Here is a 23,704-nt window from a genome sequence, read left to right as displayed (position 1 = left end):
GCCTCAGGTGTCAGGTCGGTGCTGTCACTCGGGAACCGAGGCGACGCCGGGCTCCAGGAAGCGGGAGCCGGTGACCTCCTCGGAGATGCCCGTACGGTCCAGGTACGGGGTGATCCCGCCGGTGTGGAACGGCCAGCCGGCGCCGAGGAGCATGCACAGGTCGATGTCCTGCGGCGCGGCGACCACGCCCTCGTCGAGCATCAGCCTGATCTCCTGGGCGAGGGCCCGCAGGGCGCGCAGCCGCACGTCGTCCGTGGTCGAGGGGGAGGTGGTCGAGGGGGACGTGCCGCCCTCGAACAGCGCCCGCACCTCCGGGTCGATCTGGAAGTCGGGGCCGTAGAGGCCCGGCTTGCCCACGGCGACCAGCTTGGCGAGGTTCTCCGACACGCCGAAGCGGTCCGGGAACGCCGCGTGCATGGTCTCGGCGACGTGCAGCGCCACGGCCGGGCCGACGAGCTGGAGCAGCGCGAACGGCGTCATAGGCAGGCCGAGCGAGTCGAGCGCGTGGTCGGCGACCTCCAGCGGGGTGCCCTCGTCGGCCGCCGCCGTGACCTCGCCCATGAAACGGGTCAGCAGCCGGTTGACGACGAACGCGGGCGCGTCCTTGACCAGCACACACGACTTCTTCAGCGCCTTGCCGACCGCGAAGGCCGTCGCGAGCGTCGCGTCGTCGGTGGCCGCGCCCCGGACGATCTCCAGCAGCGGCAGTACGGCGACCGGGTTGAAGAAGTGGAAGCCGACCACCCGTTCGGGATGGCGCAGATTCGCCGCCATGGCGGTGACGGACAGAGAGGAGGTGTTGGTCGCGAGCACGCAGGTCTCCGAGACGACCTCCTCCACCTCGGCGAACACCTTCTGCTTCACGGCGAGGTCCTCGAACACCGCCTCGATCACGAAGTCGGCGTCGGCGAAGGCGTCCTTGGTCAGCGACCCGGTCACCAGGCCCTTGAGCCGGTTGGCCTGGTCGGCGGAGACCCGGCCCTTGGCCTGCAGCCTGTCCACCTCGCCGTGGACGTATCCGACGCCCTTGTCGAGGCGGGCCTGGTCGAGGTCGGTCAGCACGACCGGGACCTCCAGGCGGCGGGCGAACAGCAGCGCGAGCTGCGAGGCCATCAGCCCGGCGCCGACCACGCCGACCTTGGTGACCGGGCGGGCGAGCGCCTTGTCGGGCGCGCCGGCCGGGCGCTTGGCCCGCCGCTGCACCAGGTCGAAGGCATACAGCCCGGCGCGCAGTTCGTCGCTCATGAGCAGGTCGGCGAGGGCCTCGTCCTCGGCGGCGAACCCCTCGTCCCGTGACGCCGTACGGGCCAGGGCGACCAGGTCGAGCGCCCGGTACGGCGCGGGGGAGGCGCCGCGCAGCTTGAGATCGACGAGGGTCCTCGCCTGGTCGATCACCGGCGCCCAGTCGTCCGCCGTGTGGTCGGGGCGCTCCAGGGTCACCTCGCCGCGCAGCACCTGGGCCGCCCATCGCAGCGACTCCTCCAGGAAGTCGGCGGGCTCGAACATCGCGTCGGCGATCCCGAGGGCGTACGCGTCGGGGCCCTTGATCATGCGGTTCTGCGACAGCGGGTTCTCGATGATCAGCTTGAGCGCCTTCTCCGGGCCGATCAGCCGGGGGAGGAGCTGGGTGCCGCCCCATCCGGGCACCAGGCCGAGGAAGCACTCCGGCAACGCGATCGCCGGAACCCCCGACGACACGGTGCGATAGGCGCAGTGCAGGGCGATCTCCAGCCCGCCGCCCATCGCCGCGCCGTTGACGAACGCGAACGACGGCACGCCCAGCTCGCCCAGGCGGCGGAACACGTGGTGGCCGAGCGCCCCGATCGCGACGGCCTCCTCCCGGGAGGACACCTCCGCCGCGCCCTTGAGGTCGGCGCCGACCGCGAAGATGAACGGCTTGCCCACGACGCCGACCGCCGCGACGTCGGTGCGCGCGGTGATGGCGTCGAGCGCGGCGTCCAGCGCGAGCAGGCCGTGCGGGCCGAAGGTGTTCGGCTTGGTGTGGTCGTGCCCGTTGTCGAGGGTGACCAGCGCCATCGTGCCCGCGCCGTACGGAAGCTCGACGTCGCGCACGAGCGCCTTGGTCACGACCTCGTCGGCGTTCCTGCCCTCCAAGAGGGCCTTCCAGGTCTCGATCGTGCTCATGCGAGGTTCTCCCAGATGACCGTGCCGCCCATGCCCATGCCGACGCACATCGTGGTGATCCCGTACCGGACGTCGGGACGCTCGGCGAACTCGCGCGAGAGCTGGATCATCAGCCGCACGCCCGACGACGCGAGCGGGTGGCCGAACGCGATCGCGCCGCCGTACGGGTTGACCCGCGGGTCGTCGTCGGCGATGCCGAAGTGCTCCAGGAAGGCCAGCACCTGCACGGCGAACGCCTCGTTGATCTCGAAGAGGCCGATGTCGCCGATGGACAGCCCGGCCAGGCGGAGGGCGCGCTCGGTGGAGGGGATCGGCCCGACGCCCATCACCTCAGGGTCGACTCCGGCGAAGGCGTACGACACGAGGCGCATGCGCGGGGTCAGGCCCAGCTCCTCGGCCACCTCCTGCGCGGCCACGACGCAGCCGGTCGCGCCGTCGTTGAGGCCGGAGGAGTTGCCCGCGGTGACCCTTCCGTGCGAGCGGAAGGGCGTCTTCAGGCCGCGGATGCCCTCCAGAGTGGTGCCGGGGCGCGGTCCCTCGTCCACGGTGGCGAGCCCCCAGCCCTCGGCGGCCTTGCGGGTGGCGACCGGCACCAGGTCGCGCTGGATCCTGCCGTCGGCGTACGCCTTGGCGACCTTCTCCTGGGAGGCGACGGCGAAGGCGTCGGCGCGCTCCTTGCCGATCGACGGATAGCGGTCGTGCAGGTTCTCCGCGGTCATGCCCATGACCAGCGCCGATCCGTCGACCAGCCGCTCGGACAGGAACCGGGGGTTGGGGTCGACGCCCTCGCCCATGGGGTGGCGGCCCATGTGCTCGACGCCGCCCGCGATGGCCACGTCGTACGCGCCGAAGGAGATGCCGCCCGCGACCGTGGTCACGGCGGTCATGGCGCCGGCGCACATGCGGTCGACGGCGTAGCCGGGGACCGACTTCGGCAGCCCGGCGAGCACCGCCGCGGACCTGCCGATGGTCAGGCCCTGGTCGCCGATCTGGGTGGTGGCCGCGATGGCGACCTCGTCCACCCGCTCCGGGGGGAGGCCGGGGTTGCGCCGCATCAGCTCGCGGATGACGCGGACTACGAGGTCGTCGGCACGCGTCTCGGCGTACAGGCCCTTCGGGCCCGCCTTGCCGAAAGGCGTCCGAACGCCGTCGACGAAGACGACTTCACGGGACGCAGGCACGGGTTCGCTCCTACTTGTCGGTAGCTGCCGGAGTCCCATGCTACTGGTCGGTAACCCGTTCCGGGAGCGGTGGGCCCACCACGCCGGTGAGAGATCGTTAACCAGGGAGAAACCGTCAGGAATCAGTACATGTGGTCAACAGCGGTCTCATTCGGGATGTAAGGCTCACAAACTCCAAGAATCCCTCATGTAACTCTCGTGATCGGCTTTCTTGGGGCGTTGCACTCGAAAAGGGATCCAATGCACTCCCCTGTGCGCGCCTGGACCAAGGCGCTCGCCGCGGCCGTCACGACCGCGACCCTGTCCACCTCCCTCCTCGCGGGATCCGCGCACGCCGCGCCGCCCAGCCCGATCGGCTCGATCGGGGATGACGGCGCCTGGACCGTCGAACCCGTCGGCGGCGGCCACCGGGTCACCCTTCGCCTGAACAAGCCGCTGCCGGTCCGCGACGCCGTCCCCGAACTCGCGGCGGACGGACGGTCGCTCGGCCCGGCCGAGGAGTCGCCCGACGGCATGACGCTGACCGTCGTCACCCCCGACCCCTCCGTCGCCGCGGCGTCCTCCGTGGACGTGGCCTGGAACGGCGAGGTGCCCGAGGCCACCGCCGCGGCCGCCGGCAGGGCCGCCCCCTCACCCGCCAAACCACCCGCCAAGCCCCACGGTCCGCCGGTTCCCGCACCGGTCGACCCGGCCGCGCCCGGCCCGTACGCCGTGACCCACGACGAGTACGACCTCGGCGACACCGCCATCACGCTGGAGGGCCTCGGCGGCCGCCCGGCCGAGATCCGGGCGAAGGTCTACCTCCCCGAAGGCGCCCGCGGCAGGCGCCCGCTGGTCGTCTTCCTGCACGGCCGCCACTCGGCCTGCTACAACCCCACGGCCTGGACGACTTCCAACACCCAGTGGCCCTGCCCGGCGGGGCAGCGGCCCATCGCCAGCTACCAGGGGTACGACGGCCCGGCCGACGTGCTCGCCAGTCAGGGGTACGTCGTGGTGTCGGTCAGCGCCAACGGCGTCAACGCCGCCGACAACCCCTACAGCGAGGACCGGGGCGCGCTGGCCCGGGGCGAGGTCGTCATGCGGCACCTCGACCTGCTCGCCGACGCGGACAGGGGCGTGGGCGAGGCGAAGCTGGTGAGCCTCTTCAAGGGCCGCCTCGACATGGGCGACGTCGGCCTGATGGGCCACTCGCGCGGTGGCGAGGGCGTCGTCAAGGCCGCGCTGATGAACGCGGGCCGGGCGAAGCCGTACGGGATCAGGGCGGTGCTCCCGCTCGCGCCGACGGACTTCGCGCGTGCGACCCTGCCGGGCACGCCGATGGCCGTCATCCTGCCGTACTGCGACGGGGACGTCTCCAACCAGCAGGGCCAGCACTTCTACGACGACTCCCGGTACGCCGTGGACGCGGACCCGGCCTTCCGCTCCTCGCTGATGGTCATGGGCGCCGACCACAACTTCTTCAACACCGAGTGGACGCCGGGTGTGGCGCACGCGCCCGCGTCCGACGACTGGACGAACCGCAACGACCCGGTCTGCGCCGGCGCCGCGCCGTCGCGGCTGACCGCCGCCGAGCAGTACGCCGTCGGCACCGCGTACATCGCCGGGTTCTTCCGCCTGGTCCAGGGCGGCGAGCAGGGCCTGCTGCCGTTGTTCGACGGCAGCGGCGGCACGACCCCCTCCGCCGGGCGGGCCGTCGTCCACACCGTCGCCCAGGCGCCCGCCGGCGGCCGTCTCGACGTGGCGACTTTCACGTCGCCGTCGCCGTCCACCCGGGTCTCCGGCGCGGCCACCGCGGTCGTCTGCGCCGGGATGCTCGACCGCTCGCCGCAGAGCGGCCTGCCGTCCTGCGCCACTGCGCTGACCACCTCGCAGGCACCGTCCTGGACACCCGCGACGTACGCGGGCAACGTCGCCTCGACGCCGGTGCTGCGGTTCTCCTGGAACGACCCGACGGGCGCGGTGACCGTGCCCCTGGACAAGCCCGACCAGAACGTCTCCCGCTTCGACGCGCTGACCTTCCGCGCGGCCCGGGACGAGAAGGCGACCGGCGACGTGGACCTCGCGGTCGAGGTCGTCGACAAGAAGGGCGCGTCGCGGACGGTCAGGGTGTCGGAGGTGAGCGACGCGCTCACGTCGTTCCCCGGCACGGCCTCGCCGCTGCCCAAGACCTGGCTGCGCACGGTCCGCGTCCCGCTGAGCACGCTCACCGGCGTCAAGCCGCAGCAGATCAGCGAGATCCGGATCTCGGGCGCGAGCCAGAAGGGCGCCGTCTACCTCGCCGACCTCGCGTTCACCAGGATGGATGCGGGCGAGGCCCGGACCGGCGGGCTGCCGCAGGTGTCGGTGGAGGGCGCCACGGTGGACGAGGGCGACGGGCCGGGCACGGCCACGCTGAGGGTGCGGCTGTCGGAGAGGAGCAAGGCGCCGGTGACGGTCCAGATCCAGACGATCGCGACCGGGGCCGCCCCGGTGGTCGCCTCGGCGGCGCAGGAGGTCGTCATCCCGGCCAGGTCCCTGGAGGCGTCCTTCCAGGTGCCGGTCGCCGGTGACACCGCTGTGGCGTCCGCGCCGCAGTCCTACCAGGTGGTCGCCTCGGTGCCGGTCAACGCGACGATCGGCGGCGGCTTCACCCGGCTCGTCGTGACCGACGACGACGGGAGCTGATCGCGGGAGAGGAAGCTCCTGGACGTACCCTGGCCGCTGCCGGCCGCGTACCTCCAGGAGCTTCCGCCTGCTCAGCCGGCGTCAGTGGTTCACGCGGGGTCGGGGACGGGCGTGCAGGGCTTCACGGGCGAGCCGGCCCTGGCCAGCCAGGCGCCGAGCGTCCAGGGCCGCTGCGCGTTCCGGTTGTCGCGGAACTCCAGGACGAGCGTCTCGCCCGGCCGGATGAACTCCGGACGGATTCTGATCTTGTGGACGTCGACCACCTGGGTCGCCTGGAACGAGCGCCACCGTTCCACACCCGTCCGCAGCGCGCCGGTGGGGCCCGGCGACCCGTAGGAGGGGTCCGTGCCCTCGAACCGAGGATCCGCGCACCTCGTGCGCGGTGCCAGGAACGACACGTCGGCCGTGACGCCGGCCGCCAGCAGGTCGGCGCGCAGCCCCTCCGGGTCGCGCATCTCGTTGAGAGCCACCGTGATCGTGCCGTCGGGGTTCTCGGTCACCGCGTACGCCGGGGTCCCGCCGCCGGCGATCAGCGGCGCCGCGACGGCCGCCGCCGCGACGCCGGCCGCGGCCAGCAGCCGGGGGGCGGTGAGGACGCGCCGCCGGGTGTGCATCCCGTCCGTCAGCCGCCGTCTCGCCCCGGCGAGGTCCTCGAAGGAGGCCACCGGGACGTCCTGCCACATGTCGTCGAGCGCCTTCATCGTCGTTCTCCTTCTCCCAATGACTGACGGATCTGCGCGCGGGCGCGGTTGAGCCGCGAGGCCACGGTGCCGGGCGGGATGGCGAGCGCGTCGGCCACCTCCTGGTAGGTGAGGCCGGCCCAGGCGACGAGCAGCAGCACGTCGCGGTCGGCCCGTTTGAGCCGTAGCAGGGCCCGCGCCAGCGGGCGGTTGACGGCCAGGGTGTTGACGCCGTCCTCCACCCGCGCGCCCGTTATCTCCCCCGGGTGCACCCCGCTGCGCAGGTACGCGCGGTAGAGGCCCGTCTCGGCACGCCGGCGTCTGCCGATCATGTTCGAGGCGATGCCGTAGAGCCACGGCCGGGCGTCGGGGCGGCCCCGGTCGTAATCGCCCCGGCTCTGGAAGGCGGCCAGAAAGGTGTCGGCGACGACGTCCTCCGCCTCGCCGGGACCCAGTCGCCTGGTCACGTAGCGGTGCAGGAGCGGCGCGTGCCGGTCGAACAGGACGGCGAAGATCTCCGGCTCGTGCAGCGATCTCCCGATGAGGGTCGCGTCATCCGCCGCGACGACTTCGCGGGTGGTTGTCATGCATCTCGGCCTTTCCTGGCGTATGCGGTCACCTGTACTTGCCGCGCCAGGCCGAAATGCTTCATTCCCGGGACGTACGCCGGTCGCCGGCGTCCCGGGTCACACCTCTCCCTTGATCTCCAGTCGTTCGAGCGCCTTGGTCAGCGGGTGGACGGTCAGGCCGATCTGCCACTCCCGGGCGCCCAGCGCGCGCAGCCGCGCGGCCACCGACTCCTCCGTGATCGGAGCGGGCGGCTCCCACGTGAGGCGGCGTACGGTGTCGGGCTGGAGCAGGTTCTCGGTCGGCATGCGGTGCTCGTCGGCCAGCGCGGCGACGACGGCCCGCGCCGCCGCGAGCCGCTTGGCCGCGGCCGGGTCGCGGTCGGCCCAGCGGTTGGCCGGGGGAGGGCCGTCCCCGGGCCCCACGGGCTGCGGCAGCGCCGGCTCGGGCATCGTGCGGCCCCTGTTCACGGCGGCGAGCCAGTCGTTCAGGTGGCGCCGGGCGCTGCGGCCGACGAAGGGCGTGATCTCGGTGAGCGACTTGGTCGTCCGGGGCTGGTCGAGCGCGGCCTGCACGATCGCCGAGTCGGGCAGCACCCGGCCCGGCGCGAGGTCGGCCTCCCGCGCGATCTCGTCGCGCAGCGTCCACAGCTCCCGCACCACGGCGAGCCCGCGCAGCGAGCGGACCCGGTGGATGCCGGAGGTGCGCCGCCACGGATCGGTGCGCGGCGGATGGGCGGGGGCGGCGAGGATCGCGGCGAACTCCTCCAGCGCCCACTCCAGCTTGCCCGTCCCGGTCAGCTCGTCGTGCAGGAAGTCGCGCAGCTCGACCAGCACCTCCACGTCGAGCGCGGCGTACCGCAGCCAGTCCTCCGGCAGCGGGCGGGTCGACCAGTCCGCGGCCGAGTGCCCCTTCTCCAGCCGCAGCCCGAGGACCAGCTCGACCATGGTGCCGAGGCCCACCCGCTCGTAGCCGAGAAGCCGTCCGGCCAGCTCGGTGTCGAACAGCCGCCGGGGCCGGAAGCCGAGCTCCGCGAGGCAGGGCAGGTCCTGGTTCGCGGCGTGCAGGACGATCTCGGCCTCCCGCAGCGCCTCGTCCAGCGCCGACAGGTCGGGGCAGGCGACGGGGTCGATCAACGCGCTGCCCGCGCCGGCCCGGCGCAGCTGCACCAGGTAGGCGCGGCCGCTGTAGCGGTAGCCGGAGGCGCGCTCGGCGTCGACGGCCACGGGTCCCGTGCCGCGCGCGAAGGCCTCCACGGCGGCCCTCAGCGCGGCGGGGTCCTCGATGACGGGCGGGATTCCCTCGCGCGGCTCCAACAGCGGCTGGATTACGGGTTCTGACACTGGCTACGGGACCTTCGGGTCATCTCTGCGGGCGGGACGCGGGTGCAGCGTCGCGACGTCGGGGGGCAACGGGGGGATGCCCGCCGCCAGGCACATCAGATCGCACCACGCGGCCGCGTGGGGCGACATGTCCTCGTCGAGCGGCGACCACGAGGCCCGCAGCTCGATCTCGGTGGTGACGGGGTCGTCCGCCTTGCTGCCGAACCCCTCCGAGACCGCCCGGGTGACCGTGCCGCCGACCGCGGCGTACCGCGCGCCGTGCGCGTCGAGCGCCTCGGTGAGCCAGCTCCAGGCCACCGGCCCGAGCAGCGGGTCCGTGGTCATCTCGGGCTCCACGTCGGCCCGTACGTAGGCGACCAGGCGGAACTGCCCCTCCCAGCCGCGCTGGCCCTCGGGGTCGAACAGCAGGATCAGGCGGCCGACGGCGAGCTCGTCGTCGTCGCGGTAGACGGAGGCGCCGACGGCCCCGGAGTACGGCGCGAGCCGCTGGGGCGCCGGGATGTCCTCCAGCTCGATCTCCGGCCGGACCCCGGCGGGGCGCAGCGTCTCCAGCGCGCGCCGGAAGGCGGCGGGAGGCGCCGGCGGCTCACCGAGGGTCATGACGGAAGAGTAGGTCGGATTCGGGAGAGCGCGAAGCAGGGGGGTGGCTGTGGGGGACATGAGAGGTCGTCAAGCCGTCGCCGCCGCTCGCGTTCTCGGGCGCCCGCCTCCCCGGCGGCAGGCAGGTCGCTCGGCACCGTGATCAGTGCGGTGTTCGGGGGAACTCCACATCGAAGTCATCGCTCCGGGGCCTCTCGTCGGATCCACGGTCGTGGCGGTCGCTCGGGACTGATCCGACGTTGGCACGTCCCGCCGACATTTCCCCGCATCGCACTCGGCGTGTCTCGAAAGTGGTATTGGAATCGATGCCGGATGGCCGATTGACGAACACATTGCCGAGCTGTGAGGCGACTCACAGGAGGGGATGGGGTTCACCTTACGGGATCGGCGGAGTTTTTCGCGTCCTCTGGGAACTCCAGGTGGCGGGTCACGGCGCCGGGCGGCCCCCGGGCATGGCAGGCTGGTGCCGTGAAACCCCAGCTCGCCGAATCCGTCTTCGTCCGCGCCTGCCGGCGCGAGGCCGTCCCGCACACGCCCGTCTGGTACATGCGACAGGCCGGGCGTTCACTGCCCGAGTACCGGAGGGTGCGCGCGGGCGTCGAGATGCTCACCGCCTGCGCCACACCCGACCTGGTGGTGGAGATCACCATGCAGCCGGTCCGCAGGTACGGCACCGACGCGGCGATCTTCTTCAGCGACATCGTGGTCCCGCTCAAGGCGATCGGCGTCGACCTGGACATCAAGCCGGGCGTCGGCCCGGTCGTCGAGACCCCCATCCGCGACAAGACGGGCGTCGACACCCTGCGGCCGCTGGAGCCGGACGACGTGCCGTACGTCACGGAGGCCGTCGGCGCGCTCACCGGCGAGCTGGGCGGGACCCCGCTGATCGGCTTCGCCGGCGGGCCGTTCACGCTCGCGTCGTACCTCATCGAGGGCGGCCCGTCCAAGAACCACGACCGCACCAAGGCCATGATGTACGGCGAGCCCGAGCTGTGGCACTCCCTGATGGAGCGGCTCGGCGCGATCACGCTCGCCTTCCTGCGCGTGCAGGCCCTGGCCGGGGCGTCGGCCGTCCAGCTCTTCGACTCGTGGGTGGGCGCGGTCGCGCCGCAGGACTACCGCACGTACGTGCTGCCGCACACCAGCCGGATCTTCGCCGGGCTCGCGGACCTCGGGGTGCCGCGCATCCACTTCGGCGTCGGCACCGGCGAACTGCTCGGCCTGATGGGCGAGGCCGGCGCCGACGTGGTGGGCGTCGACTGGCGGGTGCCGCTCGACGAGGCCGCGCTCCGGGTGGGCGCGGGCAAGGCGCTGCAGGGCAACCTCGACCCGGCGATCCTGCTGGCTCCGTGGGAGGTCGTCGAGAGCCGGGCCAGGGACGTGCTCGAACGCGGGCGGGTGGCCGAGGGGCACGTGTTCAACCTCGGCCACGGCGTGCTCCCCTCGACCGATCCCGACCAGCTCGCCCGGCTCACCGACCTCGTCCACGAGGCGTCGGCCCGCTGACCGCCGCTCCGGCCGGTCCTACTGGGCGTCCTACTCCGGCTCGTCGCCGGGCGCCTGCCCGGGCCCGGGGGCGTACACCGGTGTCCGGACCGGCGGACGCGGCGCGGCGGGCGCGGGAGGCGCGGGCGGCCTGCGGCGGCGGACCCGGCGCGCGATCTCCCGGCCGGCCAGCCACAGCGCGGCGGCCACGGCGATCCAGGGCAGCAGCACGCCCACCACGGTCAGCGTCACCCCGGTCGCCGTGGACAGGGCGTTCCACCCGGCCCGGAGCCCGGCGAGGAAGCCCGGCGTGTCCTCCTGCTTCTTCGCGGGCGGGGAGGGGGAGGCGCCCGGCTGCGGGAACAGGGTGAGCGTCACCGTGCCCATGCCGGTCTGCCCCTCCAGGGCCTTCTGCCTGGCCTGCAGCGACTCCAGCTCGGACTCCCGGCTGGAGATCTCCCGTTCGATCTCCATGATCTCGCCGATCTTGTCGGCCTTCGACAGCAGCGTGCGGAACTGGCCGAGCGCGGCCTCCGCCGACTTCACCCGGCTGGCGACGTCGGCGACCTCCTCGGTCACGTCCTCGCTGTTCTGCCGCATCGACTTGCGGACGCCGAGATCGCGGCCGAGCTGGGCCAGCACGCCGGCGTAGCGGTCCGGGGGCACCTTGAACACGATCACCCACTGGCCGCTGCCCGGGGAGTGCTCGTCGCCGGCGTAGAAGTCGCTGCGTTCCTGGGCGACGTATCCGCCCGCGCCGCTCACGATCTCCTTGGCGCGGTCGGCCGCCACCGTGACGTCCTTGGCCTCGACGATGAGCTCCGACGTGTAGACGATGGATCGGTCGGCCTGGCCGAGCTTGAGGTCGCCCTGCTTGCCGTTCCCGCCGGCCGCGGCCTTCGCGTCCCGTGCCGAGCCCCCCGCCGATCCCTCCGCCGATCCCTCCGCCGAGCCCCCCGCCGATCCCACTGCGGGCGCCTGCTCCTGCATGGCGGGCGCCGGCGCGGCGGCGTCGCTCGCCGCGCCGCTCGACGAGTCGCCGCCGCCGGAGCATCCCGTCAACAGAAAGGCGACGGCCGCCAGGGCCGCCGCACCGTACCGGATTCGACTCATGCTAGGTACATCGGTTCACCCGTACGGACAGTTCGACGCCGGCGATCACGATGGCATCACGATGCCTCTGGTCATCGCCGCCTCTGGTCATCGCCGGCGTCTCACCGTTGGGGGGTGGAGACCCGTGGGCCCCGGCCGGGCCGGGCCGGAGCCCACGGGGGTCGTGCTAGCTGAGCTGCCTGATCAGGTCCTCGGCGTCCCGGACGAGGACGGCGCCGACGGCCGGGTCGGAGACCTTCTTGCTCTCTCCGGCGAACTCGATGAACTTCTCCAGCCTGCCGACGGCCTTGTGGTTGCGGCCCTTGTCGACCACCTGCTCCTCGGCCTTGTCGAGCTCCTTGAGCAGCGACTCACTCTTGATCTTGCCCGCCGCCTTGAAGGTCGCCAGCAGCGCGCGCACGTCGGCGAACGAGGTGGTGACCTGGAAGGTGACGGTCTGCTCGGTGGTGAGGCCGGCCTTGTCGCGGGCCGTGACGGTCAGCGTGTTGTCCCCGAGCGGCAGCGTCCACAGCGGGATCGCCGTCCCGGACTCGACCGTACGGTCACCGATCTTGGCGGTGACGCTCGCCACGCCGGAGGTCGCGTCGGTGGCCGAGAAGACCGGCGTGATCGAGGCCGAGTCGCCGTACGCCTTGCTCTCGACGCCGCTCACGGCCACGGCGGGGGCGGTCTTGTCGATCTTCACCGTGACGGTGCCGATCTGCGAGACGTTGCCGCCGCTGTCGGTCGCGCGGTAGCGGACCTCGGTGGTGCCCTCGGTGCTGAGCGTCACGGCGTTGTTGGCGTTCAACCAGGTGGTGCCGCCGTTGACCGAGTACTGCCGGCTCGCGACCGTGCCGTTGTCGGTCGCGGTGACCGTCAGCGTCACGTTGCCCTTGTACCAGCCGTTCTCACCGGTCGGCTGGGCCGGGTTGAGCGTGGCGGTCACGGTCGGCGGGGTCTTGTCGGCGACGCCGTCGCCCACGAAGGTGAACGCGTCCACGTCCACGCCGCCGGTGGAGGTGACGTAGAGCTTGCCGCTGCCCGAGGGGGCGTTCTTCAGGTCGGTGGTCACCGTCTGCCAGCCGGACCCGGCCGGGATGTCGACCGTCGCGAACGGGTTGGCCGTCGGCGAGTTCCAGCGCAGCGACAGGGTGCCCGCGCCGGTCGCCTGGGTCTTCACCGCGGTGATGCCGGCGAGGTCGACCGGGTCGTAGCCGATGTAGTCGCCCGCGTCGAACGAGGTGACCTTGTTGAGGCCGGACGCCGTCGTGTCCGGGGTCTTGGTGACGCCCTTGCTGTCGTCCCCGTGCTCGGCCTGCATGAGCTTGGGGTTGAGGATCAGGGTCGCGTCGCCGGAGGCGCCGGGGATGCCGTTGGCGCCGTTGTCGCGGTAGCTGACCACGACCACGCCGAAGATGTTCTCGGTCACGCCGTGCTCGGGAGCGTCCGCGGGGGTCGCCCAGGTGACGGTGCAGCCCGTGCCGGTCGTGATCGGGTGGGCGTGGGTGTCGTGGCCGAGGCCGAAGGTCCACGCGACCCGGCTGCAGGTCGGGCTGTCGCCGTCCTCCTGGTCGGTCACCTTGACCTTGAACGGAACCGCGTTGCCCCAGTCGATGAAGCCGCCGTCGCCGGGGGTCTCGATGGAGACCTTGGGCGCGGTGTTGCCGACGGTGATCTCGACGGTGGCGAGGCCGAACCGGCCGCCCGCGTCGGTGACCCGCAGCCGGGCCGTGTACTGCCCGAGCTTGTCGTAGGTGTGGGTCGCCGTCACGCCCTTGGCGTCGAACGTGCCGTCGCCGTCGAAGTCCCACTCGTAGGTCAGGTCGCCGGCCTCGGAGTCGGAGGACTTGGCGCCGCTGAACGCGACGGTGAGCGGCGCGTTGGTGCCCGACGTCCGGTCCGTGGTGATCTTCGCCTGCGGGGCCTTGTTGCCGGGCGAGTAGTCGATGCGGTACAGGCCCGAGTCGGGGTTGGCGCGGAAGAAGCCGTCGCCGTACTCGAGGACGTACAGCGCCCCGTCGGGGCCGAACTCGAGGTCCATCGGGTTGTCCGTGATGGGCATCGCCATCTTGGTCAGCTCGGCGTTGGGCAGGAAGTGCTCGAGCTTGGTGACCGGCCCGTCGGAGCCGGACACCGTGAACGCCGCCAGGTAGTCCTGCGAGAACTCGCCGAAGAAGAACTTGTTGTCCCAGTACTCGGGGAACTTCGTCGCCGACTTGTTGTCCGCGTCGTAGTGGTAGACCGGGCCGCCCATCGGGGCCTGGCCGTTCTGCACCGGGTCGAACTCGGTCAGCCCGGACCACTCCGCCGGCTGGTCGCCCGCGCGGTCGCCGTAGTACATGTCGGCCGGGGTCGCCGGGGGCAGCTTCTCCAGGCCGGTGTTCCAGACGGAGTCGTTGGTCGCGCCGCCCGCGCAGTCGAAGAACTCACGCGGCTTGGAGTTCGCGTAGTCCCAGTGGTTGTAGTTGAAGTTGTTCCCGGTGCAGTACGGCCAGCCGCCGTTCATCGGCTTGTCGAGCGGGGTGACGTTCCACTCCACGAGACCCATCGGGCCGCGCTGGGGGTCGGCGGCGCCGGCGTCCGGGCCGTAGTCGCCCCAGGAGAGCGTTCCGGTCTTCCCGTCGACGTCGATGCGGAACGGGTTCCGCACACCCATCACGAAGATCTCGGGCCGGGTCTTGGCCGTGCCCTTCGGGAACAGGTTGCCGTCGGGCACCGTGTAGGAGCCGTCCGCGCCCACCTTGATCCGCAGGATCTTGCCGCGCAGGTCGTTGGTGCTGCCCGCGCCGCGGCGGTCGTCGAAGCCGGGGTTCATGCCGGGGGCGTCGTTGTTGGGCGCCATGTCGTTGGCGCCGGGGGTGCTGGCCGGGGTGTTGTCACCGGTCGCCAGGTAGAGATTGCCGTCGTCGTCCCAGTCGAAGTCGCCGGCGACGTGGCAGCACTGCCCGCGGTTGGTCTCGACCTTGATGATGACCTGCTCGGTGGACAGGTCGAGCTTGCCGCCGTCCCACTTGAACCGGGAGAGCTGGTTGTAGCCCTTCCACTGGTTCCAGTAGGACACGTCCGCGCCGGCGGGCAGGGAGTTGGGCGCCGATCCGGCCGGGGTGGTCTCCGGGTACGGAGCCGTCATCTTCCGGGGCGCGTAGTAGACGTAGACCCACTTGTTGTCCGCGAAGTCGGGGTCCAGGCCGATCGTCTGGAGGCCGTCCTCGGAGTTGTTGTAGACGTCGATCGTGTTGACGACCTTCGTCACGCCGGTGGCCGGGTCCGTCAGCCGGAGGTCGCCGTTGCGGGCGGTGTGCAGGACGCGGCTGTCGGGCAGGACCGCCATGTCGATCGGCTCGCCGACGTCCTTGGTGAGGGTGACCTTCTCGTAGTTCTGCCAGTTCAGAGCCGGCTCGTCGGCCGCCTGGGCGGGTGCGGCGGTGAACGCCGCGAACGGGAGAGTCAGTGCTGCGGCGAGACCACCGAGCAGGATGCGAGTACGCTTCAAATCTGCTGCGCCTCTTCTCTTCGTGGGGGGTGGCAAGGCAACGGCGGGCCGCCACGAGTGCCGCTGCGAACGAACACGTGGCGGTCCGCCGATTCCCGGCGGCTGTTGAGATGTCAGCCGCGGAGCTTGGAGATGTTGTTGTAGCTGAGCGCCGCGTACTGCAGCGACTGGCCCGGGTTGGCGGTGCCGCCGGGGGCGTTGTCCTGCTCGTACATCGGGTTGTGGTAGCCCTTGGCGCCCATCTCGGAGAAGAAGGACTTGTAGTCGATGTCACCGGTGCCGAACGGGACCATGTCGTAGCCGTTGGCGGTACCGGTGTTGATCTTGCCGTCCTTGGCGTGGAACAGCGGGAACCGCATGGTCTGGGCCTGCACGACGCCGAGGGGGTTGAAGATCTGCGTCTGCGCCGAGCCGTCGGGCGCGGTGAAGGTCTTGTGCTTGTACTGCGCGACGTAGGCCCAGAAGATGTCCATCTCCAGCCACACGTGCTTCGGGTCGGTGTTCTGGAGGAAGTACTCCAGGCGGCGGATGCCGGAGGAGCGGGTGGGCCTGCCCTGCGCGTCGAGCGGGCCGCTGTCGAGCAGGAAGCTGTAGGCCACGTCGTGGTTGTGGGTGTACAGCTTGAGGCCCGCCTCGGAGGCGATCTGGCCGAGGGTGTTCCACTTCTCGGCGGCCACGTCCCAGTCGGCCTTGTAGGCGCTGCCCGTCGGGTCGCTGCCGGTGCCGACGTGCTTCATGCCGAGGATGTTGGCGATCTCCAGGTGGAGCTTGAAGCGGTCCAGGTCGGCCTGGTTCAGCGGCCAGGAGCCGGGGATGAAGCCGTGGTTGCCCTGGGCGACCAGGCCGCTGTCGTCCAGCCAGCCGCGCAGCAGGCGGGCGCCCTCGACGCTCTCCAGGCTGGCGCCGCCCTCGGCGTTGCGGTGCTGGGCGTAGCCGGCGAACTCCACCTGCGCGTAGCCGATCCGGCCGAGCTCCTTGAGGACGGCCTTGAAGCCGGACGCGAGGTTGCTCGTCAGCGGGTCGCGGGTGATCGCGTCCCGGACCGTGTAGAGGATGATGCCGCGCCGCGGCGGCGGGACCAGGATGCCGTTGGCGGCATGCGCGGCCGACTTCATCGGGCCCGCCGCGCTGACCGCGGCCACGGCCGCCATGCCGGTCGTGGCCGCGAGGAACTGGCGCCTGTTGAGCCCCAGCTTGCGTCCGAGGTTGCCGGCTGTCTCCATCTCTTCTTCGTACGCACTCATCTGTCTTACTAACTCCATCTGCGTGGAAGCACCTGGACCCCTTGACCTGTGCGTCGCTCCTGGTGGGGCGGATCGGGGGTCAGGTGGGTGCGGAGCACTTGACGAGCAAGTTACGCCTCTTTTACCTACCGTGGAAGAAGTTTCGTCATGATCTTTTGAACTTTCTTCCATCACAGGACAAAGTCTGTCGAAGAGTAGTCGGATGACCAGGGATTTCGTGTGGGACGGGAGGGGCTGCCGGGGTGGCGGATGATCTTCCGCACACCGCTGCATCGCAGGTAGATGAACTTTGTGTAGCAAGCCGGAAACTTTTGCTTGTGCGTGGCAAAAGGTCCCACTTAGTATCCGAATGTTCCGGGGTCATCCTTCATACCCGAGTTGACTGGAGAGTTACAGTGCCCATCGGTGTCTGGCTGGTCGGCGCCCGGGGGTCCGTCGCGACCACGGCAGTGGTCGGAGCGGCGGCGGTACGGGCGGGAGCCGCCCTGCCCACGGGTTGCGTCATCGAGGCCGCCGGCTTCCCCGGCGACTTCCCGCCCCTGGCCGACCTGGTGTTCGGCGGCCACGACGTGGTCGGCACGCCGCTGCGCAAGAGGGCCGAACTGCTCGCCCAGGCGGGCGTGCTTCCTCCCGCCCTGACGACTCTGCTCTCGGCGGACATCGACGCCGCCGAGGCCGAGATCCGGCACGGCTACGTCCCCGGCGTCGAGACCCAGGCGGAGGCCGCGCGCCGCCTCGCCGGCGACATCGCGGACTTCCGCGAGCGCCATGGCCTCTCCCGCGTGGTCGTCGTGGACGTGTCCTCCACCGAGCCGCCGGCCGAGGTGCCGTACGCCCGGCTCTCCGATCTGGAGGAGGCCCTGGAGTCCGGGGCGGACGCGCTGCCGCCCAGCTCCCTCTACGCCTACGCGGCCTTCTCGGCCGGCTGCGGCTACGTGGCGTTCACGCCCTCCGCCGGCCCGACGCCGCCCGCCCTGGACGAGCTGGCGCGGCGCAACGGCGCTCCGTACGCGGGACGCGACGGCAAGACCGGGGAGACGCTGATCAAGAGCGCGCTCGCGCCGATGTTCGCCGGCCGCGCGCTGCGGGTCCGCTCGTGGTCGGGGCTCAACCTCCTCGGCGGCGGCGACGGCGCCACGCTGGCCGACCCCGCGGCCCGGGCGAGCAAGTCGGCGAGCAAGGCGCGCGCCGTCCCCGCGATCGTGGGCGAGGACGTCGAGGGCCTGACGCACATCGACTACGTGGCCGACCTGGGGGAGTGGAAGACCGCCTGGGACCACATCACGTTCGAGGGGTTCCTCGGCGTGCGGATGACCATGCAGTTCACCTGGCAGGGGTGCGACTCGACGCTGGCCGCGCCGCTCGTCCTCGACCTCGTCCGCCTCGTCGCGCGGGCGCAGGAGGCCGGGCACAGCGGCGTGCTGCCCGAGCTCGGCTACTTCTTCAAGGACCCGCTGGGCGGCGCCGGGCACGACCTGCCCGCCCAGTACGCCCGGCTGGCCGAGTTCGCCCGGTCGCTCGCGGGTGAGGCTCCGCTCGCGGGTGAGACGCTGCTCGCGGGTGAGACTCTGCTCGCGGGTGAGATGGTGACGGACGAGGCCCTGAAGGACGAGACACCGACGGGCGACCGGCCGTGAGGGCCTGGCTGGAGCTGGTCCGCGCGCCCGCCGCGCTCTCCGTCCCCGGCGACACGCTCGCGGGGGCGGCCGCGGCGGGGCGGGCCGCCCGGCCCGGCCTCGCCGCCGCGTCGGTGCTGCTCTACTGGGCCGGCATGGCGCTGAACGACTGGTCCGACCGCGACCTCGACGCGGTGGAGCGGCCGGAGCGGCCCATCCCCTCCGGCCGGATCAGCCCGGCGGGGGCGCTCGGGGTCGCCGCCGCGCTGACCGGCGCCGGGGTGGCCGCCGCCGGGATCTTCGGCGGACGGCGCGGGCTGGCGATCGCGGGCCTGCTCGCGGGCTCCGTGTGGGCCTACGACCTGAAGCTCAAGCACACGCCGGCGGGCCCGGCCGCGATGGCGGCCTGCCGCGTGTTCGACGTCCTGCTCGGCGCGGGCCCGGACACCCGGGCCGCGGCCCCGATGGCCCTGGCCGTCGGCGCGCACACGTACGGGATCACCCTGCTGGGCACCGCCGAGGTCGACGGCGCCGACCCTTCGACGATCGTCGGCGCGATGGCCGCCACCGGCGTGACCGCCGCGCTGGCCGCCGTCGCCTGCCTCGGTGGAAAGAGCGGCGGCAAGAGCGGCGGCGGGGCCGCGGGACGCCTCGGCGCCGCCGGGCTGATCGCCGGGTATCTCGCCACGGCCGGGCGCGCCCAGGTGGCGCTCTGCACCGACCCCGACCCCCAGCACGTGCGGCAGGCCGTGCGGATGAGCATCCTCGGCCTGATCCCGCTGCAGGCGGCGTCCGTCGCCGGGCGGGGCAGGCTCGCCCAGGCGGCCGCGCTGCTCGCCGGGCTGCCCGCCGGCCGGTGGCTGTCGGCGAAGGTGGCCACGTCGTGAGCATCCCCCTGAACAGCGTCCCCGTGAATTGGGCGTACTGCACCAACGGCTTCCGCGACCACCCGCTCGACGAGGCGCTGCGCGTCCTCGCAGGCCTCGGCTACACCGGTGCGGCGATCACCCTCGACCACGGGCACCTCACCCCGGACGCGCCGCCCGCCGAGGTGGACCGGATCGCGGCGCTGGCGCGGCGGCTCGGCCTCGCCCTGGCGGTCGAGACCGGCGGCAGGTACACGCTCGACTCGCGGCGCAAGCACTTCCCGACGCTGCTGCACGCCGAGGGGGAGGCGCGGGCGGACCTGATCCGCCGCGCAATGCGGATCGCGGCCGACCTCGGCGCCCCGGTGGTGCACTTCTGGAGCGGCATCCGGCCGCCGGAGGTGCCCGAGGCGGAGGCCTGGGACCGGCTCGCCCGCCACTGCGAGCGCCTGCTCGCCGAGGCGGACCGGGTGGGCGTCACGCTCGGGTTCGAGCCGGAGCCGGGGATGCTGGTGCAGGACCTCGCCGGGTACGAACGGCTGCGCGTCCTGCTCGGCGGGCACCCCCGCTTCGGCCTCACCCTCGACATCGGGCACTGCCGCTGCCTGGAGCCGTACGACGTGCCCGAGTGCGTCGAGCGGGCGAAGCCCTATCTGGTCCACGTGCAGATCGAGGACATGCGGCGGGGCGTGCACGAACACCTCGAGTTCGGCGAGGGCGAGATCGACTTCCCGCCCGCGCTCGCCGCCCTCGACGGCTTCGGCGGCCTCGTGGCCGTCGAGCTCGCCCGGCACAGCCACGCGGCGCCCGATGTGGCGAGAAGGTCGATCGAATTCCTGAGGAGGGCACATGACCTGGCTGGCGCGGGCCGTAGCCGACGTTGAGCGCGACCCGGAGACCGTCCACGCGCTGTTCCCGAGGGCCGCGCGGGACGGCGGCCCCGGCGCCCGCGCCGAACTGCTGAGAGCGCTCGCGAAGGCCACGCCGGAGCCGGGGGAGGCCGTGACGAGGCTCTACTGGCAGGGCGACGCCGCCGAGCGGCTGGACATCCTGCGGACGCTCCCGGACCTCGACCTCGGCCCGGCCGCCCTGCCGCTCGTGCACGACGCCCTGCGCACCAACGACACCCGGCTGGTCGCCGCCGCGCTCGGCCCGTACGGCTCGGCCTGGCTGGACGACCACGCCTTCCGGCAGGGTGTGCTCAAGTGCGTCTTCATGTCCGTTCCGCTCGCGTCGGTCGAGGGCCTCGACCGACGCTTCGACGAGGAGTTGCGGCGCATGCTCGCGGACTTCGCCGCCGAGCGCCGCGCGGCCGGACGTCCCGTTCCCCCCGACGTTCTCGAGAGGCTCTGATTCTGATGCGGATCTTCGATCCCCACGTCCACATGACGTCCCGCACGACCGACGACTACGAGCGCATGTACGCCGCCGGGGTCCGGGCGATCGTGGAGCCGGCCTTCTGGCTCGGCCAGCCGCGCACCAACGTCGGGAGCTTCCTCGACTACTTCGACGCGCTGCTGGGCTGGGAGCCCTACCGGGCCGCGCAGTACGGCATCCGCCACCACTGCACGCTCGCGCTCAACCCCAAGGAGGCCAACGACCCGCGCTGCCTCGGGGTGCTGGACGAGCTGTCCCGCTACCTGCTGAAGGACGGGGTCGTCGCGGTCGGCGAGACGGGCTACGACTCGATGACGCAGGAGGAGGAGCGCGTCTTCGAGGCCCAGCTCGCGCTGGCCGAGGAGCACGGCCTGCCGGTGCTCGTGCACACGCCGCACCGCGACAAGGCCGCGGGGACCCGCCGCACGCTCGACGTGGTCAAGGGGATCGACCCGGGGAAGGTGCTCGTCGACCACCTCAACGAGCTGACCGTCGGCATGGTCCACGAGGCCGGCTGCTGGATGGGCTTCTCGATCTACCCCGACACCAAGATGGACCCGGACCGCATGGTCGCGATCCTCAAGGAGTACGGCACCGAGCGGATGATCGTGAACTCGGCCGCCGACTGGGGGCGCAGCGACGTGCTGAAGACCCGCGAGGTCGGCGAGGCCATGCTGGCCGCCGGGTTCACCGACGACGACGTGGACCAGGTGCTGTGGCGCAACCCCGTGGCCTTCTACGGCCAGAGCGGGCGCCTGGTCCTGGACGACGTCGAGTCCGGCGGCGACTACGAGGGCAACACGATCCTGCGCGGGACGCGCTGACCATGCGCCTGCGTCATCCCGCCGGTTCCGTCGTCCACCTGGCCTACTGCACCAACGTCCACCCCGCGGAGGACCTCGCGGGGATCCACGAGCAGCTCACCGGGGTCGCCGCCCGGGTGCGCGCGCTGACCGGCGCCGGGCGGCTCGGGCTCGGCCTGTGGCTGTCGCGGCGCGCCGCCCGGGCGCTGCGCGACGACCCCGCCGAGCTCGCCCGCCTCCGCGCCCGGCTGGACGAGCAGGGGCTGGAGGTCGTCACCCTCAACGGCTTCCCGTACGGAGGCTTCCACGACGAGGTCGTGAAGCTCCGGGTCTACCGGCCCGACTGGGCCGAGCCGGAACGGCTCGCCTACACCCTCGACCTGGCCGAGATCCTCACCGCGCTGCTGCCGGACGACGTGACCGAGGGCTCGATCTCGACGCTTCCCCTCGCCTGGCGCACCGGCTGGACGCCGGCCAAGGCCGCGGCCGTCAACGCCAACCTGGCCGTGCTCGCCCGGGGCCTGCGGGCCCTGGCGGAGCGCACCGGCAAGACGATCCGGGTCGGCTTCGAGCCCGAGCCGGGGTGCATCGTGGAGACCACCCCGCAGGCGGTGGCGCTGCTCGGCGGCGCCGACCTCGACTATCTCGGCGTCTGCCTGGACGCCTGCCATCTGGCCGTCGGCCTGGAGGAGGCCGCCGACGCGGCGGCCCTGGGGCTGCCGGTCGTCAAGCTCCAGGTCTCGTCGGCGGTGGAGGCGCCGCCGGGCGGCCAGCAGGCGCTGGCGGCGTACGTGGAGGAGCGTTACCTCCACCAGACGCGGTGCGCGGCGGGCTACACCGACGACCTGCCCGAGGCGCTGGCCGGGGAGCTTCCCACGGACCTGCCGTGGCGGACGCACTTCCACATGCCCCTGCACGCCGCGCCCCCGGCGCCGCTCACCACCACCTCCTCCTATCTGGAGGACCTGCTGCGGCTGCTGGTGACGCCCGCCTCCCCGCACGGGGACCTCGCCGCCCCCCTCACCCGGCACCTCGAGGTCGAGACCTACACCTGGAGCGTGCTGCCCGGACCGGTGGACATCGCCGAGGGCATCGCCGCCGAGCTGGACTGGACCCGGCGGCGGCTCGCCGCCCTCGGACTTAAGGAGATCTGATGGCGCCCGTCGTCGTCGTCAACGTCGTCGGCCTGACCCCGCGCCTGCTCGCGCACATGCCGAACGTCGCCAAGGTGGGGGCCGCGGCCACCCTGAAGCCCGTGCTGCCCGCGGTGACCTGCACGATGCAGGCCACCCTGCTCACCGGGGCCATGCCGCGCGACCACGGCATCGTCGCGAACGGCTGGTACTTCCGCGACCTCGGAGAGGTCTTCCTGTGGCGGCAGCACAACCGGCTGATCCAGAGCGAGCAGCTGTGGGACGCGGTGCCCGGGATGCGCACGGCCAACGTCTGCTGGTGGTACGCCATGGGCGGCTCCAGCGACTTCATCGTCACCCCCCGGCCCGTCTACTTCGCGGACGGCAAGAAGGACCAGGACTGCTACACCCGTCCGCCGTCGCTGCACGACGACCTCGTGGCCGAGCTGGGGGAGTTCCCGCTCTTCTCCTACTGGGGGGCGAACGCCAACATCGCGTCGTCCAAGTGGATCATCGCGGCGGCCCGCCGCATCCTCACCCGGGAACGGCCGGACCTGCTGATGGTCTACGTGCCGCACCTCGACTACGACCTGCAGCGGTTCGGCCCGGACGCGCCGCAGGCCGTCGCGGCGGCCCGTGAGGTCGACGCCGCCCTCGCGCCCCTGCTGGCCGAGGACGCCACCTTCGTCGTGGTGTCGGAGTACGGGATCACCAACGCGTCCCGGCCGGTGGACGTGAACCGCGCGCTGCGCCGGGCCGGGCTGCTGGAGGTCTACACCCAGGCCGGGATGGAGTATCTCGACCCCTGGGCCTCCCGGGCCTTCGCCGTGTCCGACCACCAGATCGCCCACCTCTACGTGCGTGATCCCGCCGACCTGCCGCGCGTCCGCGACATCGTGGCCGAGCTGCCCGGTGTGGACGAGGTCCTCGGCCAGGAGGGCAAGGCGAGGTACGGCCTCGACCACGACCGGGCCGGCGACCTCGTCGCCGTGGCCGACCCGGACGCCTGGTTCACGTACTACTACTGGCTGTCCGACGACCGCGCGCCGGACTTCGCGAAGCTCGTGGAGATCCACCGCAAGCCCGGATACGACCCGGCCGAGCTGTTCATGGACCCGGAGGACCCGTTCGTGAAGCTCCGCGCCGGCGCGGCGCTGGCCCGCAAGAAGCTGGGCTTCCGCTACATGATGTCGGTGGTGCCCCTCGACCCGGCGCCGGTGCGGGGCAGCCACGGCCGCCTGCCCGACACCGCGGCCGACGGGCCGGTGCTGCTGGGCCCCTTCGAGGGCGAGTCCTACGCCGCGACGGAGTTCAAGGGCCTGCTGACGCAGCTGCTCAAGGGCTGAATGACGCCTGTGGTGTGACTGTGGTGGTGTGACTGTGGTGGTACGGCCGCCGTCCCGGAGCCGGGG

18 protein-coding genes are annotated in these 23,704 nt (G+C 72.2%); 9 read left to right on the top strand and 9 right to left on the bottom strand.

The window, feature by feature from the left end:
• Window positions 1–24: 24 nt before the first annotated feature.
• Window positions 25–2,145 carry a 3-hydroxyacyl-CoA dehydrogenase NAD-binding domain-containing protein gene (locus F5972_RS05850; protein ID WP_150931831.1) on the bottom strand — a complete coding sequence of 707 codons (2,121 nt, stop codon included), beginning with the start codon at window positions 2,143–2,145 and terminating at the stop codon, window positions 25–27.
• Complete coding sequence (locus F5972_RS05845) at window positions 2,142–3,365, bottom strand: thiolase family protein (RefSeq protein ID WP_404803036.1); 1,224 nt, start codon at window positions 3,363–3,365, stop codon at window positions 2,142–2,144. Before F5972_RS05845 ends, F5972_RS05850 begins: the two co-directional genes overlap by 4 nt.
• A 201-nt stretch (window positions 3,366–3,566) precedes the next feature.
• Between F5972_RS05845 and F5972_RS38730 the strand changes: the two genes are divergently transcribed.
• On the top strand, window positions 3,567–5,990 hold the full coding sequence (locus F5972_RS38730) for a hypothetical protein (protein WP_150931827.1): 2,424 nt from the start codon (window positions 3,567–3,569) through the stop codon (window positions 5,988–5,990).
• An 89-nt stretch (window positions 5,991–6,079) separates the two neighbouring features.
• On the opposite strand, the gene F5972_RS05835 is transcribed toward F5972_RS38730, so the two are convergent.
• From F5972_RS05835 to F5972_RS05820, 4 genes are all read right to left on the bottom strand, one after another.
• Window positions 6,080–6,691, bottom strand: coding sequence for a hypothetical protein (locus tag F5972_RS05835; protein WP_150931825.1), 612 nt, complete (start codon window positions 6,689–6,691; stop codon window positions 6,080–6,082).
• On the bottom strand, window positions 6,688–7,257 hold the full coding sequence (locus F5972_RS05830) for an RNA polymerase sigma factor (RefSeq protein ID WP_150931823.1): 570 nt from the start codon (window positions 7,255–7,257) through the stop codon (window positions 6,688–6,690). The genes F5972_RS05835 and F5972_RS05830 overlap by 4 nt, the downstream gene beginning before the upstream one ends.
• Before the next feature lie 99 nt (window positions 7,258–7,356).
• Window positions 7,357–8,580, bottom strand: coding sequence for an HRDC domain-containing protein (locus F5972_RS05825; protein ID WP_150931821.1), 1,224 nt, complete (start codon window positions 8,578–8,580; stop codon window positions 7,357–7,359).
• Window positions 8,581–8,583: 3 nt separating this feature from the next.
• Window positions 8,584–9,180, bottom strand: coding sequence for a DUF3000 domain-containing protein (locus tag F5972_RS05820; RefSeq protein WP_150931819.1), 597 nt, complete (start codon window positions 9,178–9,180; stop codon window positions 8,584–8,586).
• A 468-nt stretch (window positions 9,181–9,648) separates the two neighbouring features.
• On the opposite strand from F5972_RS05820, the gene hemE reads away from it, so the two are divergent.
• Window positions 9,649–10,686: a uroporphyrinogen decarboxylase gene (hemE, locus tag F5972_RS05815; RefSeq protein ID WP_150931817.1), complete on the top strand. Its 1,038-nt coding sequence runs from the start codon at window positions 9,649–9,651 to the stop codon at window positions 10,684–10,686.
• Window positions 10,687–10,716: 30 nt separating this feature from the next.
• Here hemE and F5972_RS05810 read toward each other — a convergent pair whose 3' ends face one another.
• The 3 genes from F5972_RS05810 to F5972_RS05800 form a co-directional block, all read right to left on the bottom strand.
• Entirely contained in the window at window positions 10,717–11,778 is a 1,062-nt protein-coding gene (locus F5972_RS05810; RefSeq protein WP_150931815.1) for a DUF4349 domain-containing protein, read from the bottom strand.
• Between the two features lie 166 nt (window positions 11,779–11,944).
• A complete protein-coding gene (locus F5972_RS05805; RefSeq protein WP_225311200.1) occupies window positions 11,945–15,253 on the bottom strand; it encodes a PQQ-dependent sugar dehydrogenase in 3,309 nt (1,102 codons plus the stop codon).
• 113 nt (window positions 15,254–15,366) lie between these two features.
• Entirely contained in the window at window positions 15,367–16,497 is a 1,131-nt protein-coding gene (locus F5972_RS05800; RefSeq protein ID WP_150931813.1) for a sugar phosphate isomerase/epimerase family protein, read from the bottom strand.
• Window positions 16,498–16,892: 395 nt separating this feature from the next.
• Between F5972_RS05800 and F5972_RS05795 the strand changes: the two genes are divergently transcribed.
• Genes F5972_RS05795 through F5972_RS05770 form a run of 7 tightly spaced genes read left to right on the top strand, consistent with a single transcriptional unit; the run spans window position 16,893 to window position 23,638 of the window.
• On the top strand, window positions 16,893–18,134 hold the full coding sequence (locus F5972_RS05795) for an inositol-3-phosphate synthase (RefSeq protein WP_150931811.1): 1,242 nt from the start codon (window positions 16,893–16,895) through the stop codon (window positions 18,132–18,134).
• Window positions 18,131–19,000, top strand: coding sequence for an SCO3242 family prenyltransferase (locus tag F5972_RS05790; protein WP_150931809.1), 870 nt, complete (start codon window positions 18,131–18,133; stop codon window positions 18,998–19,000). Before F5972_RS05795 ends, F5972_RS05790 begins: the two co-directional genes overlap by 4 nt.
• Entirely contained in the window at window positions 18,997–19,863 is an 867-nt protein-coding gene (locus F5972_RS36945) for a sugar phosphate isomerase/epimerase family protein (RefSeq protein WP_225311199.1), read from the top strand. Before F5972_RS05790 ends, F5972_RS36945 begins: the two co-directional genes overlap by 4 nt.
• The gene (locus F5972_RS36940; protein WP_191909963.1) at window positions 19,829–20,332 is read left to right on the top strand and encodes an EboA domain-containing protein; all 504 of its coding nucleotides are present in this window, start codon (window positions 19,829–19,831) and stop codon (window positions 20,330–20,332) included. Before F5972_RS36945 ends, F5972_RS36940 begins: the two co-directional genes overlap by 35 nt.
• Window positions 20,333–20,337: 5 nt before the next feature.
• On the top strand, window positions 20,338–21,180 hold the full coding sequence (locus F5972_RS05780) for a TatD family hydrolase (RefSeq protein WP_150931807.1): 843 nt from the start codon (window positions 20,338–20,340) through the stop codon (window positions 21,178–21,180).
• 2 nt (window positions 21,181–21,182) lie between these two features.
• Window positions 21,183–22,313 carry a metabolite traffic protein EboE gene (gene eboE / locus F5972_RS05775; protein WP_150931805.1) on the top strand — a complete coding sequence of 377 codons (1,131 nt, stop codon included), beginning with the start codon at window positions 21,183–21,185 and terminating at the stop codon, window positions 22,311–22,313.
• Complete coding sequence (locus tag F5972_RS05770; RefSeq protein WP_150931803.1) at window positions 22,313–23,638, top strand: alkaline phosphatase family protein; 1,326 nt, start codon at window positions 22,313–22,315, stop codon at window positions 23,636–23,638. The genes eboE and F5972_RS05770 overlap by 1 nt, the downstream gene beginning before the upstream one ends.
• Window positions 23,639–23,704: the final 66 nt, after the last annotated feature.

The organism is Microbispora cellulosiformans (genome assembly GCF_008728085.1).
Lineage (GTDB): Bacteria > Actinomycetota > Actinomycetes > Streptosporangiales > Streptosporangiaceae > Microbispora > Microbispora amethystogenes.
This window is presented reverse-complemented; position numbering and strand designations above follow the sequence as displayed.

Coding starts and splice junctions, on each gene's coding strand:
- F5972_RS05850 (WP_150931831.1), bottom strand. CDS start 2,145: ATGAGCACGATCGAGACCTGGAAGGCCCTCTTGGAGGGCAGGAACGCC.
- F5972_RS05845 (WP_404803036.1), bottom strand. CDS start 3,365: ATGGGACTCCGGCAGCTACCGACAAGTAGGAGCGAACCCGTGCCTGCG.
- F5972_RS38730 (WP_150931827.1), top strand. CDS start 3,567: ATGCACTCCCCTGTGCGCGCCTGGACCAAGGCGCTCGCCGCGGCCGTC.
- F5972_RS05835 (WP_150931825.1), bottom strand. CDS start 6,691: ATGAAGGCGCTCGACGACATGTGGCAGGACGTCCCGGTGGCCTCCTTC.
- F5972_RS05830 (WP_150931823.1), bottom strand. CDS start 7,257: ATGACAACCACCCGCGAAGTCGTCGCGGCGGATGACGCGACCCTCATC.
- F5972_RS05820 (WP_150931819.1), bottom strand. CDS start 9,180: ATGACCCTCGGTGAGCCGCCGGCGCCTCCCGCCGCCTTCCGGCGCGCG.
- F5972_RS05810 (WP_150931815.1), bottom strand. CDS start 11,778: ATGAGTCGAATCCGGTACGGTGCGGCGGCCCTGGCGGCCGTCGCCTTT.
- F5972_RS05800 (WP_150931813.1), bottom strand. CDS start 16,497: ATGAGTGCGTACGAAGAAGAGATGGAGACAGCCGGCAACCTCGGACGC.
- F5972_RS36940 (WP_191909963.1), top strand. CDS start 19,829: ATGACCTGGCTGGCGCGGGCCGTAGCCGACGTTGAGCGCGACCCGGAG.
- F5972_RS05780 (WP_150931807.1), top strand. CDS start 20,338: ATGCGGATCTTCGATCCCCACGTCCACATGACGTCCCGCACGACCGAC.
- eboE (WP_150931805.1), top strand. CDS start 21,183: ATGCGCCTGCGTCATCCCGCCGGTTCCGTCGTCCACCTGGCCTACTGC.
- F5972_RS05770 (WP_150931803.1), top strand. CDS start 22,313: ATGGCGCCCGTCGTCGTCGTCAACGTCGTCGGCCTGACCCCGCGCCTG.